Origin of the sequence: Hallerella sp., assembly GCF_022776125.1 — a bacterium.
Classification (GTDB): Bacteria; Fibrobacterota; Fibrobacteria; order Fibrobacterales; family Fibrobacteraceae; genus Hallerella; species Hallerella succinigenes.
In genome coordinates, this window is sequence record NZ_JALFIA010000058.1 from 1 (window position 1) to 18,637 (window position 18,637).

The window sequence follows — 18,637 nt, forward strand, 5'->3', positions numbered from 1 at the left end:
TCGCGAAAAGCTACGCTCCCATGCGGAATCCCACATGAAAATGGTGAGCAACAGCCCTGAACGAGTAATCAAGTATTTTGGCGACAAGCATGTCTCTTATGCAGCATGACTATGTAAAAAATATATCCGCCGGAGCAATAAAATAATCTTACGGAAGCGTAATCTAGAATTTATTTTTACAAAAGTAACCGACAATATACCGGATTTCACTTACAAAAGGGACATCTCGCCAATTTTCCGCATTCACCGACTTTTTCACAGTCCATTCTAAATCTAGATTGTGCAAGCCGGGGTACGCCTTGATAAGAAAATCAACAGGAATTGTCTTCGCGATTTCTGCACTAGGTCCAATTTATTCGTTGCAAATTATAAGCAAAAGTCACTATTACAGAAAACGCTGAAATTTATTCAACAACCTTCAATAGATTTTATTCAACAACCTTATTTTCAAACGATTTCATAAGAATAAAGCTTATTCTTCGTCGTTATCACGATCGATTTCGACGGCCTTATTTCCATACATCGCAACGAGGCGCACCCCATTGACTGTCAAATACGGATCATACGTATCAATCACATCGCTGTGACCGAGAACCATACGGCCCCAGCCTCCCGTGGCAAAAACAGGAACGTTCTTTTTACCGAGTTCATTCTTGATTTTTTGCACCAAGGATTCGAGTTCCGCAATAAAGCCGTAAAGAAGACCCGCACGAATCGCATCGTCGGTATTGTTCGCCACTATGCGATCAGCCCATTCAATACTCACCGGCTTCAAACGAGCCGCCTTTTCCGTCAAAACATCCATGCTAGCGCTGATGCCCGGAATGATCAAGCCTCCTTCAAAACCGCCATCCTTCATCACGTCAAATGTCGTCGCCGTCCCCATATCGATGACAATCGCATCGGTATAGCCGCGATCACGCAGCGAAATAATGTTGCAAAGGCGATCCGCACCTAAAGAAGCAGGATTCAAATACGCAATCGGGCAATCAAGGCAGTTGTTCGAATTCACCACCTGGACAGGTTTCTTCAAAAGCTTTTGAAGGGCCTTTACCCAAGGGCGTTCCAAAACAGGCACCACCGTGGAAAGTCCTACATAGGAAATTTCTTCCAGCTTGATTTTGGAAAAGCGAATCAGGCCGCCAACACGGTTCAAAACTTCATCGCTCGTCGTTTCCTTGCGAGTCGTCAGGCGCCAATGGTCTTCAATTTTTTCGCCTTTGTAAATACCGAGGACGGTATGCGTATTGCCCACGTCCACGACAAAGGTATAAGGTGCTTTTTTACGGATCGAAGGCTTCTTCTTCGCGTTTTTCATGGAGTCTTAAATTCTCATGGAAATATCGAGAGCCTTTACGCTATGCGTCAAAGCGCCTACCGAAATGAAGTCGAGTCCAAGCGTCGCAATTTCCTTCGCACGTTCAAGCGTCATATTGCCCGAACCTTCCACAAGGCACTTGTCTCCGCTTTCCTTGATAATCTTCAAGGCTTCTGCCATCGTTTCGTTGCTCATGTTGTCGAGCATGATGACGTCGACGCCCTTGTTCAAAAGTGCGCGAAGCTGGTCGAAATTCTCCACTTCCATTTCGACCATCAGGTTCTGGGTATTGTGCTTTTTGACAACGGCGAGGGCTTCGAGAACGCCACCGGCTGCGGCAATATGATTGTCCTTGACAAGGACCATGTCAAAAAGACCCATACGATGGTTCGAACCGCCGCCGACGCGCACGGCATACTTCTGTAAAGTACGGAATCCCGGAACGGTCTTGCGGGTATCGAGGACCTTGGTCTTTCCACCCTTCAAAGCTTCCTGGAAGGTATGCGCCACCGTGGCAACGCCCGAAAGCTGCTGAATAAAGTTCAAAAGGGTGCGTTCACCGGTCAAAAGTTCATGAGTCGTGCCGTCGAGTTCAGCGATCAAATCGCCCTTCTTCACCACGTCGCCATCTTGCTTGTGGAGCGTCACCGTGGCTTTCGCCTTGAGTTCTTTGAACACGAGTTCAATAATCGGAAGACCCGCCAACACACCGTCTTCTTTTGCAATCAAACGCGCATGCTGCTTTTGATCCGCCGGAATTGTCCATGCACTCGTCACATCGCCCGTGCGCACATCTTCTGCGAGAGCGAGGCGAATCATGGTCAAAGCGTCTTCTACCGGAAATACAGGTTTCGAATTATCACCGTACATAAGTTTTATTCCGAGTTAAGAGTTGTGGGCTAGAAATAATTCCACCGGCCCCTGCAAACAAGTCCAGAAAGGGGATGGCTTTTTTTCTTTCAGAAATGACTTCTTTTCGCTCATCTCTACTGTGCCCCCTTCCCCGTGAGTACCACGTAAATCGTTCTGAATAAAATTTGGAAATCGAGAAGCAGAGACATGTTTTCATAGTAGTACATGTCGTATTCGAGTTTCTTCTGCACATCTTCGAGGCTCGTGTCGTAATGATGACGCACTTGAGCCCAACCGGTAAGTCCCGGTTTCATTTTCAAACGTCCAATGTAGAACGGAATCTGTTCGCGCAACTTTTCAATGAACACGGCACGTTCCGGACGCGGACCGACCATGCTCATGTCGCCACGCAACACGCACAAAAGCTGCGGCAGTTCATCGATACGGGTCTTACGAAGGAAGTGCCCCACACGCGTAATACGCGGGTCGTTCTTCGTCGCCCACTGCGCACCGTTCTTTTCCGCATCCGTCCGCATCGTGCGGAACTTATGCACCATAAAACGTTTGCCATAAAGGCCCACACGTTCTTGAGAATAAAAGATCGGGCCCTTGGAATCGAGCTTAATCGCAAGAGCAGCAAGCAAGGAAATCGGAAACGTGCAAAGCAAAAGGATTGCGGCGACAACCACATCCATCAAGCGCTTCACGCGGACTTCCCAACGCGGCATGTTAAACGCAAAAAGTTCCTGCAGATCAAAGCCGTGCACGAGGTTCGTCTTGTAATGTCCGCTGATGACGTTGTAAAGTCCTGGAATCACATAAATATGAAGTGGCAGGTCACAAACCCAAGTGAGTACGCGGGTGATTTCTTGCAAGGAGGAGCTGTCGTGCGAAATCACGATGCCCGAGACCTTGTACTTCTTCACCAGGTTCGCCAAGTCGGAATACTTTCCAAGAACCGGGAAACCATTGAATTCATGATCCATGACCTGATAATGTTCGTCCAAAAATCCGACGACCTTCTGCCCACGTTCCGGAGACTTGGCAAAAGCCAAAGCGATCTTTTTACCCGCTTCCGTCGCACCGAGCACGAGCAAGTTGTTTGCCCCATAGCCCTTGCGAAGCAGAGCGCGCAAAAATCCAGCAATCGTCATACGAACAGAAGCGACAAGGAAAAAGACCCCAGCGCCGTAAAGGAGAATCCACTTGAAGCGCGAGCCGTAAACGTAATCCCCGAGAAGCGGCTGACCTGCGACCAAACGCCCGATAAATTCGGAGCCAAAAAGGCCAAGGAGAATCGCCACAATCCCAAGAATAACCGCACGCGCCACATGCAGAACCTGGAGTGTTCGAGAGAGCAGAAGCCATGAACGGTAAAGTCCCGTCACGGCAAACAAAAAGACCCAGCCCGCACCCAGGAAAAAGCTTGCGCGGGTATATTCCGAAATCATTTTGGACGGATCGAACTTATCCAAGATCCAACCGCTATGGAATTGGACCCAGAAGGCGATGACAAAACAAATCATCACCGCCAAATAGTCGCCGATCAAATGCAAGAGGAGTTCGAGCTTATTTCCTCGTAGCATGGGTGACGCCTTACTTGAGGAAGCGGATCATCTGGCTCTTTTCTGAAACAGAAGAGAGAGAGTCTATCGCTTCGAGTGCCGTGAGCATCTTGCTTTCCTTTGTGCATTCGGAAATGACGACAATGCTGACCTTGCCCGGATCCTTCACATCCTTTTGGATGATGGATTCGATCGAGATTTCGTTCTGGCTGAAAATGCCCGTGATGCTTGCGAGGACGCCGAAGGAATCCTTCGTCGTAAAGCGCAGATAGTAACGGGAAGAGGTTTCCGAAATCGGGACAAGCTTTGCTGCATTTTCCTTGTTGAACCAGCCCATCGGGAGCGGCTTGCGAGAGCCGGTATCCGTGGAACGGGCAAGGGAAACGAGGTCAGCGACCACAGCGCTTGCCGTCGGCAGACGACCTGCACCTGCACCCGTCTGGAGGGTCTGGCCGAGGTTGTCGCAGTGGAGGTACACGGCGTTGATCACGCCGTCTACGCTGGCGAGCAGATGGTCGTTCGGAACGAGGCACGGATGGACGCGAGCGTCCACAGCGCCATCTTCGCCACGGCGATAGATGCCGAGAAGCTTGATCTTGTAGCCGAGTTCCTTCGCATTCGAAATGTCTTCGGCGGTAATCTTCGCAACACCGGTGACGTGGATCTTTTCAAAGTCCACATACTTACCGCTGCAGAGGCTCGAAAGAATGGCCGTCTTGTGAGCGGAGTCCACACCTTCGATGTCGAATGTCGGATTGCGTTCTGCAAAACCGTTTAGCTGGGCTTCCTTCAAAGCGTCTTCAAAAGACATGCCGCTTTCGCCCATACGGGAAAGGATGTAGTTGCAAGTACCGTTGATAATGCAGCTGAGCTGTTCTACTTCGCTACCGACAAAGCCTTCCTGCATGCTACGGATGATAGGAATGCCACCGCCCACGGCGGCTTCGAACAGAACGTGGCAATTGTTCTTTTCAGCAAGCGGGAACACTTCGTGACCATACTTGGCAAGCATCGCCTTGTTTGCAGTCACTACATGCTTCTTATTTTCGAGAGCGGTAGTAATCCACTTGCGCGGCATTTCATAGCCGCCAGCGAGTTCCACGACCACGTCGATCGTCGGATCGGCAATCATCGTCATCGCATCGGTAGTCGTCTTGTAGCCCTTTGCCTTGTACGGAGCGACTTCTTCGTCACTCTTGGCGCAGATACAAGCGAGTTCAAGGTTAATACCCAACTTTTCACGATACTGAGCAGCCTTGGTTTCGAGGATTTCCACGACACCGCCACCGATCGTGCCGGTACCAATAAGTCCAATGCGCATAATTATCTCCAATGGATGAAATTTTTCGCCTTTAAATTAGAAAATCAAAATTATATTTGGGACGTGCACGACAATTTTACACAATCCACGCTGGGAGATTTTCTTTCCCCGCAAAATATTGGGAATACGGTTTATCCGGCAAACTTCTTCAAGGCTCGCCTGCGTGAAGAGTTTTTGCGTACAAACCGCAATCAGCATCCATTCCTCTACTTTAAGATTATTACCCGCCAGTTCGACATCGTCGGATTCAGCAAGTTCGATTCATCTTATGTCCGGGCATGGAAAATTGCGGTCCTCACCGTCTTGACCGAAACCAAGTTTACCGATGTCGTTGGTTATCTGGACAATCCTGACGGTTTAGGCGTCATCTTGATCGATTCTGACCTGCGCGTTTTGGAACGCCTGCGTCGCAAAATGCTCGTCAATATTAAAAAGGCGGGTCTCGTCGACATTCTGCGTAAAAAGACCAAGCAGCCGATTTTCCAGGTCTGCGTTTACACCGGTCTTCAAGAAAAGCGGGATCAGGAATTCGACGAAGCGATTGAAAAGTTCAATATGCGCAACAACGGTTTTTTCTCGCTCAAGCGCCTGTTCTACGGTGACATTCTCACCCAAACGAACAAATTTTCCGTTTACGCCAAGGAATTCATCAAGCGGTCCTTCGACGTGGTATCGTCCTTCTGCGGCATCGTTCTGCTTTCCCCGGTTCTCATCGCCTGCGCCTTGATCGTCAAGTTCAGCGACCCGAAGGGACCCGTTATCTTTAAGCAAATCCGCGTCGGCAAAAACGGCAAGCTCTTTACGATGTACAAATTCCGCAGTATGTACATCGATGCGGAATCCCGCAAAAAGGAACTTCAAAAGTTCAACGAATCCAGCGGCCCGACCTTCAAAATGAAGAACGATCCGCGCATTTATCCGATGGGCCATATCCTTCGCAAGTTCAGCCTAGACGAACTTCCCCAGCTGTTCAACATTCTTGCCGGAGACATGTCGGTCGTCGGACCGCGCCCACCGCTTCCGTCGGAAGTTGCAGAATACTTGCCGTGGCATAAAATGCGCCTTTCCGTGACACCGGGTCTCACCTGTTTCTGGCAGGTCAGCGGTCGAAGCGACATTCCGTTCGAAGGTCAGATGCGTCTTGACAACAAGTACGTGCGTCATTCGAACTTTGGCATTGACCTGCAGCTCGTGGCAAAGACCTTCAAGGCGGTGTTCAAAAGCGACGGAGCTTACTAAAGTTTCCGTTTTGAAAAAAAGGACCGCTGAATCCAGCGGTCTATTTTCATTTCTTTGAAAAAGGCTTACATGAGTCCCGGGATGCGCATACCGGCGGTGAGTTCTTCCATGCTAGCCTTGGAAGTGTCATCCTTCTTCTTCGTTGCCGAATTCACGGCAGCCATGATCAAATCTTCAAGAGCTTCGACATCATCCTTGTCGACAGCATCCGGGTGGATCTTGATCGAAGTCATGATGCCCTGACCGTTGAGCACAACCTTCACCATGCCACCGCCCGCTTCCGCTTCAAAGCTCTGAGCCTGAAGATCGTTCTGGGCCTTGACCATCTTGGACTGCATCTTCTGCAAATCCTTCAACATTTTCTGCATATTCATAGGGCTTTCCTCTTTTTTTGGGGATTAAAATACAATTTTATTCCTGTTCCGGAGTCACTGCACATTGTTCGCCGTCCGAATTTTCTTCGTCGACCATTTTCGGCACGGATCTTGTCGCAATGAGTTCCGCCATAAATCTCTGGGTGAATTCCGCAAGACCCGGTTCATGCTGCAAGTCCGTTTCCCAAGGGCTGAGCGGCACTCCGGAAACATCTTCGCCGGGTTTCGGCTCCAACAGTTCATAGGTCACAGCGACCTTTGTCTGCAAGCGGTCTTCCAGAATATTCAACAAGCGATCGCGGTAATCGTCACGCATCATCATCTGATCGAAGCCCCACTTGAATGCGGCCGGATAAACGACTTTCAAGCGGAACGGATTTTCTTGGAAGTCTCCGTGTTCAAGAGTCGAACCGTTCAGGCTTGTCGCAAAGAATCCCATTTCCTGAGAGAAACTGCTGCGGATCAAATTCTGCCAGGCGTTGCAAATGTCGTAGCGCGTAATCGCCTGCACATCGCCCAAATCATCTCCGGCTTCGGCAAAGCTTGGCCCTTCGTCAAAACCGTGGTCATCGTCAAAAGCAGGCGCACCGCCAAAATCGATTATCATGGAAGGATCCATTTCGGGAGTTCCCCTATCGATAGACGGAGGCGCTTCGGGCGCTGTCGGAATCGCAAACGAATCGTTTGCAGAAGAAGTGGCAGGAGAAGACTTCGGAGCGTCAAAGCCGTCGAAGTCAATTGTAAAAGGCGAATCGGAAGGCGCCGGAGCAGTCAACGCTGCCATCGACACCTGAGCCTGCGGTTCAGTTAATTTTTTTTTTGAACCCTGGGAAGCAGGGTCATTAATCGCGGCCAAGGCACGTTTCAAGTCTACGACCCTGTCGAGATAAGCCATTCGAGCGAAAGCGGATTCCACGAGCAAACGCGGATTCGTGCTGCGGCGAATGTTCCCCTGCAAGTCCGTGAGGATACGCGCAATGCGCAAGAGGTCACCGTTGCCCAGAGATGGCGCGCAAGAATTGAGCTTGCTAAAAAGACCTTCCGAAATGTTCAATTCTTCGGCAGAAATTCCGCCCACCTTCACATACAGGCGGTTGCGGACAAACTTGGCAAAGCCGTCGAGAAGCGGTGCAAATTCCACACCCGTTTCCGAAGCCTTATCAACAACGGCAAACGTACCCTTGAGATCGTGCTTTTCAATGGATTCAAGAAGGCTAAAATAAAGATCGTTCGGAGGGACACCGAGAACGGAACGGACGGAGTCCGCATTCATATCGTTGCCGGTAAAAGCATAAGCCTGATCGAAGAACGTGAGAGCGTCACGCATCGAGCCATCCGCCTTTTCTGCAATCATGCCGAGCGCTTCCGCATCGGTCGAAATCGATTCCTGATCACAGATGTATTTGAGACGGCTCGTGATTTGCTTTGTCGTAAGACGCTTAAAGTCAAAGCGCTGTACTCGCGAAAGAATCGTCTGCGGAACCTTATTGACTTCGGTCGTCGCAAAAATGAAAATCACATGCGGAGGCGGTTCTTCCAAGGTTTTGAGAAGCGCGTTGAAAGCGCCTTTCGAAAGCATGTGGACTTCGTCGATTACAAACACCTTGTACTTGCCGATCATCGGCGTATACTGGGTTTGTTCCAAAAGATCGCGGATATTGTCGACACCCGTATTCGAAGCCGCATCAATTTCAATCACGTCCATCGGATGACCGCTCGCGATATCGAGACAGCTCTTGCACTTTCCACACGGGATCAGCGGATCACCACCCGTGCAGTTCAACGTTTTCGCCAAGATACGTGCAGAAGTCGTTTTACCGACACCACGGGTTCCCGTAAAAAGGAACGCATGATGCAGACGACCACCGACGATTGCATTTTCAATCGTCTTTGCGATATGCTCCTGGCCGACCAGATCGTTGAACGACTCCGGTCGCCATTTGCGCGCCATTGCAATATAAGCCATACTCGACTTACCCTTTAACGGAGAGTGATTTCGCTGTCGGCAGAAAGTTTTTCGCGAAGCTTATCGTGAGCCTTGTTCACCACTTCATCCGTCAGAGTTTCCGTCATGGACTGGTACGTGAACGAGTAAACTATGTTCTTCTGGCCCGGAAGGATTCCGACACCCTGATAAACGCTCTTGAGTTCCACCTTCACCAGGTTCTTCACCTTGAAGGAATTGAGCTTTTCAAGGATTGCTTCGTTCGTCATGCGTTCCGCCACGATCATAGAAATGTCGCGGGTCGTGAACACCTGACGGCTGAACGGCTTAAAGACAACCTTCTTTTCCTGAGCCTTCAAAACCTTTTCCAGATCGACTTCAAAAAGAGCCGTCGCATAGCTGATGTCAAAAGCCTTCAACACAGCCGGGTGAACCATACCGATGGAACCGAAGACCGTACTGCCGCTCATGATCACAGCCTGCTTGCCCGGGTGGAGGAATTTTTCCTTCTGTTCCACGGAGCGCACTTCTACCGGAAGGCCAAGACGTTTGAAGAAGGAAATCGCAAGACCCTTGATGTCGCCGAATTCGACATCACGCGGTTTATCGTCCAAAGCTTCCATTTTCCAATGGCCGGCGATGACCGCACAAAGGATTGGCTTTTCGGTAAAGCCCGGATCGCGATCGTCCTTGCGCTCCGCATTCTGGAACTGCGCTTTGCTGTTTTCGAACAAGCGGACAGAACCCGGACGGTTCTTTTCGTTGTCGGCAACGGACTTGAGGAGAATCGGAATCAAGGAGGTCGGGACGCAGCCGAGGTCTTCGGACAGCGGATTCAAAAGCTTAGCCGGCTTCGAGCGCGGATCGGCATCATTCGGTTCACCGAACACAGCCTGCGTATTTGCAGCACTCGTAAAACGGAGCGAAATACATTCGTGGAGGCCCATCGAAGAGAGCGTGTAACGGATGCGGCGTCCGAGGACTTCTTCTGCCGGAAGATCGTTCGGCTTGATCTTGAACGACGGGACGTCGTACGGGATATTGTCAAAGCCAACGAGACGTGCCACTTCTTCGATCAAGTCCACTTCGCGTTCAAGGTCCGGACGATACGGCGGAATTTCAAAAGTCATATTGCCCAAGTGTTTGAGGCCAATGCCCGTCAAGTACTTGGTGATTTCGTCTTCGGAAAGGGTGATGCCCAAAACCTTCGTCACGCGGGATGCGCGGAGCGTCACCACGAACGGTTCCTTCTGGTGATCTTCGCCTGTATATTCAACTGTGCCCTTGAGAACGTTGCCTCCGGCGACTTCCTGGATCAAGGCGCAAGCGTAATCGTCTGCTTCACGCTGCATTGTGTAATCGATTCCGCGTTCAAAGCGATAGCTCGAATCGGTCGACGTGCAAAGGCGGTGAGCCTGCTTACGCACGACAGTCGGGTTGAACCAAGCGCTTTCCAGGAACACCTGCGTCGTCGTATCCGTGATTTCACTTTCTACGCCGCCCATCACACCGGCAACGCAGGACGGACGATCGCCATCGCAGATGACGAGATCATTCGTCGTGAGTTCGTGTTCCTTGTGGTCCAAGGTTTCAATCTTTTCGCCCGGCTTAGCCTTGCGAACGACAACTTCTGCGCCGTTCAACTTGGCCATGTCGAAGCTGTGGAGCGGCTGACCGACATCCATCAAAATGAAGTTCGTCACGTCCACAACGTTATTCACACTGTTCATACCGACGGACTTGAGAAGCCGGGAAAGCCACGCCGGGGACGGTGCGACCTTCACATTTTCGATAACACGGCCCACATAGCGGGAACAGCCGGAACCCGGTTCCACGGTGAGCTTGATTTCGGAAGCAGCTTCCTTCGAAGCGTCTTCGGTGAGCGTGTAAGCGAGCGGCTTCAGCGGACGGTTGAACTTGGCCGCGAGTTCGCGGGCGACACCACGGTGCGAAAGAGCATCCGGACGGTTCGGGGTCACGTTCAATTCATAAGTGGCGTCGTAAAAACCGAGGGAAATAAACTGGGTACCCGCCGGAATCTTATCGTCGAGAACCAGGATTCCACCGTGGTCATCGGAAAGGCCGATTTCATCTTCGGCACAGATCATGCCAAAGCTTTCCACACCGCGGATTTTGGATTTTTTCATCTTCAAAGATTTGCCGTCCGGAAGCGGAAGCTCTGCACCGATCGGAGCGAGAACGACGGTCTGGCCTGCAGCCACGTTCGGAGCGCCACAGACAACCTGAATGGTTTCCTTGCCATCGTCCACCGTCGTGACATGCAGGTGATCACTATCCGGGTGAGCTTCACAGGTGAGAACCTTTGCCACGACGAGCTTTTCATACTGCTTCGCCGGTTCTTCCATGCCTTCGACTTCAAGACCGATGGAGGTCAAAGCCTTCGAAACTTCTTCAGCACTTTCCGGAAGATCCACATGACGGCGGAGCCAATTCAAAGAAACTTTCATTTGCAAAATCCTTTCTTGCTTTTACGCGCATAATCTAGAATTTTTCCAAAACTTGACTGCGTCCGAGCAAATCAAAATGCCGCACAGGGACACTCTTCAACAAAGGCTTCGCCCGCGGACGGATACCCGTATCGTCAAAGCTCCCCGTCGGATCTATTTCGCGAATGCTCACATACTTATAATAAGGATTATCATTATCGGAACGCATCAAAGCGGTTCCGCCCCCTTGGAGAATCGGAGCCAGAGCGTCGCTGTAGGCACAACCTTCGATCGTCGACGCTCCATAACTTGCGCCCGACCAATCCAAACCAGCATCCTCTGCGATACCGACCAGTTCCCAGTTTCCGGGCGCCGTCGCGTTCGACGTCGAATCGATGTAAAGTTCTAGGCGTACCGTGGAGGCGTTTGGATTGTAAACGATGAACTTCATCCCAATCCACTTTTTCACCGGAAGGACTCCCCCGCCCCAAAGCGGATCCTGCTTGCCTATGCCCGATGTACTGCGATAATAGCTTCCCGGATGCTTCCATTCCTTTTCAAAATCCCAGGTTCCATCGTTTCGAAAACGCGCATAGTAAGTATTCGCAAGGCAATTGTCCCTGCCCGAACTTCCGTGATGATGCGAGCCGCTGCGCAAGCCGACTATCATGCCGCCCCAATTTTCACCGCCGAGCGCATTCCGCATAAAGTAAGCCGTGTACTCGACATTCAAAAAAAACTGGCTCGTCGGAGTCGGGTCTTCATCGTTATTCGAATTAATGTGAAAACGCGGAGCATTTCCAAGCATCTGCATCACGCCCGAACCATCCACATGAAAGCCTTGCGCGGAACCGCTTTGGTCGCTTGTCCAGCCCGTCGGATCATCGGGGTCCGTGGACCAGTCCGAAAAGGTTCGGTCATTTCCATTGTTCCAATGCGCCGAAGTCCACGATAGACTGCCTGTTAGAGTGGTGTAAAATTTTTGAAAGCCGAAATCGTCCACCGGAGATTCCGCAAAGACCATTTTCCCAAGAAATATCGCCCCGACAATCATCGTTTTGAAATGCATTCAAACCTCGCTTTTCTTCAGAATATATCTTTTTCGCTCCCCTTAAAGCCATTTCGCTTCAAAATGTGTATTTTTACATTGACGTCAGGTGACGCCAAAATAGAAAGGTTCAATTATGCAAGTCGATTTGAATACTGTTGATTGGAAGACTCTTCCCTTCGGTTACTACGATACCGATTACAACGTTCGCTGCTACTACCGCAATGGTCAGTGGGGCAAAATTGAAGTCACCTCCTCCAAAGACATTAGCATTCACATGGCCGCAACTTGCTTGCATTATGGTCAGGAAGGCTTCGAAGGCCTCAAGGCTTACACGGGCAAGGACGGCAAGGTCCGCATCTTCCGCGTTGAAGAAAATGCCAAGCGCATTCAGAACACTGCAAACCGCATTCTTATGGCTGTTCCGCCGGTAGAACTCTTCCGTGAAATGGTTCACACGGTCGTGAAGGCGAACAAGCGTTTCGTTCCACCGTATGGCTACGGTGCAACTCTTTACATCCGTCCGCTCCTCATCGGTATGAGTCCAGAAGTCGGTGTGAAGCCGTCAGATGAATATTTGCTCCTCATGTTCGTGACCCCGGTCGGTCCGTACTTCAAGGACGGCTTCAAACCGGTCGACATGATGATCAGCCGTAACTACGACCGCGCCGCTCCGCAGGGTACGGGCACGGTCAAGGTCGGCGGTAACTACGCGGCGTCCCTTCTTTCTCTCGCTGAAGCAAAGAAGCTCGGTTACTCGAGCACAATCTATCTCGATGCAAAGGAAAAGAAGTACATCGACGAATGCGGTCCGGCAAACTTCTTCGGTATCAAGGGCAAGACCTTCGTGACCCCGAAGTCCGAATCCATTCTCCCGTCCATTACGAACAAGAGCTTGCAGCAGCTCGCGGAACATCTGGGTTACAAGGTGGAACGCCGCCAAGTTCCATTCGAAGAACTCGCTGAATTCTCGGAAGCCGCAGAATGCGGTACGGCAGCCGTGATCACCCCGATCAAAAAGATCGTGGACCCGGTGGCTGGCAAGGAGTTCACCTACGGTGACGGCGTAAACCCGGGTCCGGTCTGTACGGAACTCTTTACGAAGTACACCGCAATCCAGTTCGGTGAAGCTCCGGATCCGTTCGGCTGGACCGAAGTCGTAGACCTGTAATTCAAAAATTCAAAAAATCCTCGCAGCGGGCAAAACGTCCGCAACGACGGAAAAAAAAGATTCCCGTGGAAAATTCCACGGGATTTTTGTTTTTCTTCGAAAAGCGGCACTTATCATAAGTTTTTTGTTGACAAAGCCGTTTTTTTTCGTACATTTTCAAAAAAAACACCCAATTCCCGGAGACAAAAATGAAAAAGAAAGCCTTTCTCGGATTCGCTCTCGCGACGGCAACCTTCTTCAGCGGTTGTGCCATGATGCAGCCCAAGAAAATGCTCGACGATCCGACTCTCTACGACGAATACATGACCCGTTCGTTCGAATATTCTTCCGCTGCCTGCTACGAAGCCACCAAGAAGACCTTCGCCGACAACAAGGTTGCCCTTGCCAAAGATGATCCGGAAAACGGAAAGATGGTCACCGAAAAGTACACGGTCGCAAGTTACACCCAACGCGATGACCAGAAACGCAACATGGAAAACAACCAGTACATCAAATTCTGGGTAAGCGTTTCGGGAGACGAATCTTCATGCGTGATCAAGGTGACCAAGCTCAAAGCCTGGATGAACACCCAAGAACTCACCTATGTGTATCCGAAACAAGGCGGTCCATCTCTCTGGGATCCGATCTTCAACTCGATCAAGGATCAACTTGAAGACGATAACAACTAGGCTTTAGTCGACCCAGCCGACTCGGCCTTCCCCGCCTGCCAAAAACTTTTCGATATAAAGTTTGGCAGCCTGGCAAGATTCCGGCAAGGACTTTCCAAGCGCCACATTGGCGAGGATCGCCGACGAAAGCGTACAGCCCGAGCCGTGCTTATCGACTCCGACAAAACGCTTCGAAGTGAATTTGAAAATCTTTCCTTCGTGCCAAAGCGTATCGGTGGAATCTTCCCCTTCCGCATGACCTCCCTTCAGCAGAATGGAGGTCTTTTTTCCAACCAGAAGTTCCTTGCGGCTGTCAGCGACACCCAAGCCCAGATAGGCGTACTCATACTGGTTCGGCGTAATCAAATCGATCTGCGAAAATACCGGAAAGAACCTGTCCGCATCATCATCGGCGAAAAAGCGGAAACCGGTCGTCGCTCCCATGATCGGATCCCAAATGACAAACGCATCGGAATTATTCTGGCGTATCCATTCAACAATTTTCTGGAGCATTTCCGCATCTTGCACAAGTCCGATTTTGATGAACTTGTATTCGCGCACTTCCCGAAGCTTATCGAGTTGCACACGGATGCGTTCCCATGGGAGAAATCCCGGGTCCGCAAAAGACAGTTCGTTTTGCACCGTCAAAGCGGTACAAACAGAACAGCCGTACACTCCAAAATCCCGCATCGTTTTGATATCGGCCAAGATCCCTGCGCCGCCACTTCCATCGAAGCCTGCGATTGTCATGGCATAGGTCATTTTAGACATAAGCGCCTCCAAGCGGAAACCGAGTCGGCGAATTCCCAGATTCCCGAGACAATCGCCCTGTTAGGTGGTTCATCATCCGATAGCTCTGTGGCATCGCAAGCGACAAAGACATTTTCCGGAACCCTTTCCGGTTTATTCTTCACTACCACCTGGAAAATTTTGGAACGCAATTCCGGGGAAAGCTTTTCCAAATCCCGCAAATATTCCACTTCGACACTTAAAAGTCCCGAAGCTCTCAGCGCGGCTCCACCATTCTGAACGAACCATTCCATCGGCTGATGGAATCCGGCGAGGCTGAATTCCTGAGCCATACTCGGTGAGCCGCAAAGAAACGTCTTCATTCGGATTTCTTCTGGAATCGAAAGAAGGAACCGTTCAAGCTGACGGTCGTTCATATATGGTTTCTGCACATACAGATAGTCTACATCATTAGCGAAGATTTTTTCAATTAAATCGACTTCGTCGACAAAACTCTCTGCACTAGTGAAGAGAATATACTGCATTTTACTTCTCCATATCTAATTTTCCTGTTTTTACAAATTGCAGGATGTCTTTGGAAATACGCATGGAGCAGAATTTCGGTCCGCACATCGAGCAGAAATGCGATTCTTTCGCCCCATTCCCCGGCAAGGTTTCGTCATGAAATTCCATGGCGCGTTCCGGATCCAAAGACAAAGCGAACTGGTCCTTCCAGCGAAAATCGAAGCGTGCACGAGACAGAGCATCATCCCGGAAATGCGCAGCAAAATGCCCCTTCGCCAAATCCGCCGCATGAGCCGCCAATTTGTACGTCACCACGCCTTCGCGCACATCGTCCCTGTCCGGAAGTCCCAAATGTTCCTTGGGTGTCACATAGCAGAGCATCGCCGTTCCGAACCAGCCAATCATCGCCGCCCCGATTGCCGAAGTGATGTGGTCGTAACCCGGAGCGATGTCCGTCGTAAGAGGCCCCAGCGTATAGAAGGGGGCCTGATGGCATTTTTCCTCCTGGCGTTCCATGTTCTCGCGAATTTTCTGCATGGGAACATGGCCCGGGCCTTCGATAATCACCTGCACGCCTTTTTTCCAGGCGATTTCCGTCAATTCACCCAGCGTGTCCAATTCCGCAAACTGCGCGGCATCGTTCGCATCGGCAATGGCACCCGGGCGCAAGCCGTCGCCCAAAGAAACGCACACGTCATATTTTGCCAAGATGTCGCAGATTTCTTCAAAATGCGTGTAGAGGAAACTTTCCTGATTGTGCGTCATGCACCAGCGGGCGATAATGGAACCGCCGCGGCTCACAATGCCCGCCGTCCGCTTCAAAGCCAGCGGCACGAATTTCAAAAGAAGCCCCGCATGAATCGTAAAATAATCGACGCCCTGTTCCGCCTGTTCAATCAAAGTATCGCGGAAAACTTCCCAAGTCAGGTCGTCTGCAACGCCGTTCACTTTTTCCAGAGCCTGATACATCGGAACCGTTCCAATAGGAACCGGACTGTTCCGCAAAATCCACTCGCGCGTGGCGTGGATGTCCTTTCCCGTCGAAAGGTCCATCACCGTATCGGCGCCCCAATGCACCGACCAGACCATCTTCTCCACTTCCTTTTCAATGGAAGACGCCACAGCGGAATTGCCGATATTCGAATTGATTTTCGTTAGAAAATGCCGTCCGATAATCATCGGTTCGCATTCCGGGTGATTCACGTTGCTCGGGATGATAGCCCTGCCCGAAGCGACTTCGCTGCGCACAAATTCCGGAGTAATTTCCGTTCCCGTTCCGCCGAAAATTTCATCCATCTTTTGATTTTCACGGATGGCGACATACTCCATTTCCCGGGTGATGATCCCCTCTTTCGCATATTCCATTTGCGTCTTGTGGCGACCGTCTTTTTGCAGGCGTTCCGCAATCCAGGGAGCGCGCAATTTTTCAATGCCTTTTTCGAGATCGATTTTTTTAGCGGGGTCGCCGTAGGGACCGCTCGTATCGTAAACCGGAAGCACAGGACATTTCGGATCGTCCAAGCGGATTTCCCGCATTCCCACCTTGATGTCGGGATACATTTTTCCAGAAACGTAAATGCGTTGAGACTGAGGAAACGGGTTGAAAAAGGGAGACGCTTCTGCCATATAAAATCCTTTTGTTCCATGACGAACCAAGTTCCAAGGGTATAATCTCAGCCCGCGGACGCGGGCACCCCGGCCCCCAATATAGAAAACAAAAAGCCTATAAGCGATTTTTACTATATTTCCGATAAACTTCAGGAATCCTATGACTCGCAATTCTAGCTTTGGAAGACTTCTTCTCTTTGTAATTCTCGGCCTTATCATCGGCGGCGTTCTGGGCGAATGCTTCGGGTTCGTTTTTGGAAAACTCGGCGAACTGATGAATGCCGGCGGCTACAACAATATCGTACACAATTTCTTTGTGAAGCCCTTCTGGGCGTTCAATACCGGGGACGGAAACACGATGAAGCCCTTTGTGCTAGACCTTTACATGATTAAGATTTCCTTTGGTCTGGCTCTCAAATTGAACGTGATGAGTCTGGTCGGCCTCGTGGTTGGCCTTTACATTATGAAATGGTCCGGAGAACGCTAATGAAAACGATCCAAGAATTGAAAGCCGCACTCGAAAGCGGAAAAACCACGGCGGAAAAACTCGCCGAAGAATCCCTTGGCGAAATCGAAAAGAGCAAAGGGCTGAACGCCTACATTTCCGTTTTGGCAGAGCGCGCCCTCGCCAAAGCCAAAGAAAGCGACGAGCGCCGGAAACAGGGAAAGCTTCTCGGAGAACTCGACGGCATCCCTGTCGCCATCAAAGACAATCTTTGCCTCGAAGGAACGCGCACCACGGCAGCCTCCAAAATTTTGGAGAACTTCGTTTCGCCCTACACGGCGACTGCCGTTCAAAAGCTCGAATCCCAAGGTGCCATCATCGTCGGCAAAACGAACATGGACGAATTTGCCATGGGTTCCTCCAACGAATCCTCCTTTTTTGGAGCCGTGGAAAACCCCGTCGATAAAACCCGCGTTCCGGGTGGCTCGTCGGGCGGTTCTGCTGTCGCCGTCGCGACAGGAACAGTTCCTGTCGCCCTCGGAAGCGATACCGGCGGATCCATTCGCCAGCCTGCTGCCTGCACCGGCATCGTCGGTCTAAAACCGACTTACGGTCGCGTATCCCGTTACGGCCTTATCGCCTACGCTTCGAGCCTCGATCAAATCGGTCCGCTTTCCACAAACGTGCAGGATGCCGCCACCGTTCTTTCCGCGATCTGTGGACAGGATGCGCACGACAACACGACCAGCCCGCGCCCCGCCGAAAATTTCGGACAAAAAATCGGGGAAAGCCTGAAGGGAAAAGTCATCGGCGTTCCCAAGGAATACTTTGCCGAAGGCCTGGACTCCGGCTGCAAAGCCGCCATCGAAAACGTTCTGAAAAAAGCGGAATCGGAAGGAGCCGTCCTAAAAGAAATCTCCATGCCGAACATCAGCTACGCCGTGGCCAGTTACTACATCATTGCCACCGCCGAAGCGTCGAGCAATCTTTCCCGCTTTGACGGTGTGCGCTACACCTACCGCAGCAAAGAAGCCAAAAATCTCTACGACCTTTACGCCATGTCCCGCAGCGAAGCGTTCGGCAAAGAAGTGCAACGCCGCATCATGCTGGGTTCCTACGTCTTGAGTTCCGGCTTTTTCGACGCCTATTATGTACAAGCGCAAAAAGTCCGCCGCCTGATTTCCAACGACTTCACGCGCGCCTTTGAAAATTGCGACGTCATCGCTTCCCCGGTGATGCCCGGCCTTCCGCTCAAGCGTGGCGAAGGCGAAAGCGACCCGATGGCGATGTACCTTTCCGATATTTACACGGTCAGTTTGAACCTTGCCGGGCTTCCCGGAATTTCCGTTCCCTGCGGGCAAGCGGAAAACTTGCCGGTGAACATCCAATGGATTGGCAAGCCT

16 protein-coding genes and 1 pseudogene are annotated in these 18,637 nt (G+C 51.0%); 6 read left to right on the forward strand and 11 right to left on the reverse strand.

Annotated elements, in window-relative coordinates; genetic code table 11:
• Positions 1-109: pseudogene (locus MR847_RS07485) on the forward strand (IS630 family transposase); the annotation flags it as partial.
• A gap of 363 nt (positions 110-472) precedes the next feature.
• Here the strand turns inward: MR847_RS07485 and MR847_RS07490 are convergent.
• From MR847_RS07490 to MR847_RS07505, 4 genes are all read right to left on the reverse strand, one after another.
• Entirely contained in the window at positions 473-1,318 is an 846-nt protein-coding gene (locus MR847_RS07490) for a type III pantothenate kinase (RefSeq protein ID WP_277001084.1), read from the reverse strand.
• Positions 1,319-1,324: 6 nt separating this feature from the next.
• Positions 1,325-2,188, reverse strand: a complete 864-nt coding sequence (gene nadC / locus MR847_RS07495; RefSeq protein WP_287723409.1) for a carboxylating nicotinate-nucleotide diphosphorylase — start codon at positions 2,186-2,188, stop codon at positions 1,325-1,327.
• Positions 2,189-2,304: 116 nt separating this feature from the next.
• Positions 2,305-3,756: a sugar transferase gene (locus MR847_RS07500; RefSeq protein ID WP_100426052.1), complete on the reverse strand. Its 1,452-nt coding sequence runs from the start codon at positions 3,754-3,756 to the stop codon at positions 2,305-2,307.
• Positions 3,757-3,766: 10 nt separating this feature from the next.
• Complete coding sequence (locus MR847_RS07505; RefSeq protein ID WP_277001077.1) at positions 3,767-5,056, reverse strand: homoserine dehydrogenase; 1,290 nt, start codon at positions 5,054-5,056, stop codon at positions 3,767-3,769.
• A gap of 63 nt (positions 5,057-5,119) precedes the next feature.
• On the opposite strand from MR847_RS07505, the gene MR847_RS07510 reads away from it, so the two are divergent.
• Positions 5,120-6,295 carry a sugar transferase gene (locus MR847_RS07510; protein WP_277001074.1) on the forward strand — a complete coding sequence of 392 codons (1,176 nt, stop codon included), beginning with the start codon at positions 5,120-5,122 and terminating at the stop codon, positions 6,293-6,295.
• 65 nt (positions 6,296-6,360) lie between these two features.
• Here the strand turns inward: MR847_RS07510 and MR847_RS07515 are convergent, their stop codons facing one another.
• The 4 genes from MR847_RS07515 to MR847_RS07530 are packed head-to-tail and all read right to left on the reverse strand — an operon-like array spanning position 6,361 to position 12,130.
• Positions 6,361-6,669 (reverse strand): YbaB/EbfC family nucleoid-associated protein, encoded by a 309-nt coding sequence (locus tag MR847_RS07515; RefSeq protein ID WP_100426050.1) that lies wholly within the window; start codon positions 6,667-6,669, stop codon positions 6,361-6,363.
• A 37-nt stretch (positions 6,670-6,706) separates the two neighbouring features.
• Positions 6,707-8,635 carry a DNA polymerase III subunit gamma/tau gene (dnaX, locus tag MR847_RS07520; protein ID WP_287723410.1) on the reverse strand — a complete coding sequence of 643 codons (1,929 nt, stop codon included), beginning with the start codon at positions 8,633-8,635 and terminating at the stop codon, positions 6,707-6,709.
• Between the two features lie 14 nt (positions 8,636-8,649).
• Positions 8,650-11,082, reverse strand: a complete 2,433-nt coding sequence (gene pheT / locus MR847_RS07525) for a phenylalanine--tRNA ligase subunit beta (protein ID WP_287723411.1) — start codon at positions 11,080-11,082, stop codon at positions 8,650-8,652.
• A gap of 34 nt (positions 11,083-11,116) precedes the next feature.
• The gene (locus MR847_RS07530; RefSeq protein ID WP_100426047.1) at positions 11,117-12,130 is read right to left on the reverse strand and encodes a hypothetical protein; all 1,014 of its coding nucleotides are present in this window, start codon (positions 12,128-12,130) and stop codon (positions 11,117-11,119) included.
• Between the two features lie 127 nt (positions 12,131-12,257).
• Between MR847_RS07530 and MR847_RS07535 the strand changes: the two genes are divergently transcribed.
• Together MR847_RS07535 and MR847_RS07540 are read left to right on the forward strand one after the other, a co-directional pair.
• Complete coding sequence (locus MR847_RS07535; protein WP_353846849.1) at positions 12,258-13,280, forward strand: branched-chain amino acid aminotransferase; 1,023 nt, start codon at positions 12,258-12,260, stop codon at positions 13,278-13,280.
• Positions 13,281-13,468: 188 nt separating this feature from the next.
• Positions 13,469-13,948 (forward strand): hypothetical protein, encoded by a 480-nt coding sequence (locus MR847_RS07540; protein WP_143394271.1) that lies wholly within the window; start codon positions 13,469-13,471, stop codon positions 13,946-13,948.
• A 3-nt stretch (positions 13,949-13,951) separates the two neighbouring features.
• On the opposite strand, the gene MR847_RS07545 is transcribed toward MR847_RS07540, so the two are convergent.
• Genes MR847_RS07545 through thiC form a run of 3 tightly spaced genes read right to left on the reverse strand, consistent with a single transcriptional unit; the run spans position 13,952 to position 16,807 of the window.
• Complete coding sequence (locus MR847_RS07545) at positions 13,952-14,698, reverse strand: hydroxymethylpyrimidine/phosphomethylpyrimidine kinase (protein ID WP_241899536.1); 747 nt, start codon at positions 14,696-14,698, stop codon at positions 13,952-13,954.
• A complete protein-coding gene (locus MR847_RS07550) occupies positions 14,686-15,201 on the reverse strand; it encodes a hypothetical protein (protein ID WP_287723412.1) in 516 nt (171 codons plus the stop codon). The genes MR847_RS07545 and MR847_RS07550 overlap by 13 nt, the downstream gene beginning before the upstream one ends.
• 1 nt (position 15,202) lies before the next feature.
• Complete coding sequence (gene thiC, locus MR847_RS07555; RefSeq protein ID WP_095880212.1) at positions 15,203-16,807, reverse strand: phosphomethylpyrimidine synthase ThiC; 1,605 nt, start codon at positions 16,805-16,807, stop codon at positions 15,203-15,205.
• Positions 16,808-16,949: 142 nt separating this feature from the next.
• Between thiC and MR847_RS07560 the strand changes: the two genes are divergently transcribed.
• Together MR847_RS07560 and gatA are read left to right on the forward strand one after the other, a co-directional pair.
• Positions 16,950-17,276, forward strand: a complete 327-nt coding sequence (locus MR847_RS07560; RefSeq protein WP_073306224.1) for a DUF4321 domain-containing protein — start codon at positions 16,950-16,952, stop codon at positions 17,274-17,276.
• Positions 17,276-18,637, forward strand: a 1,362-nt coding sequence (gene gatA / locus MR847_RS07565; protein WP_287723415.1) for an Asp-tRNA(Asn)/Glu-tRNA(Gln) amidotransferase subunit GatA, incomplete at its 3' end; no start/stop codon positions are given. The genes MR847_RS07560 and gatA, both read left to right, overlap by 1 nt.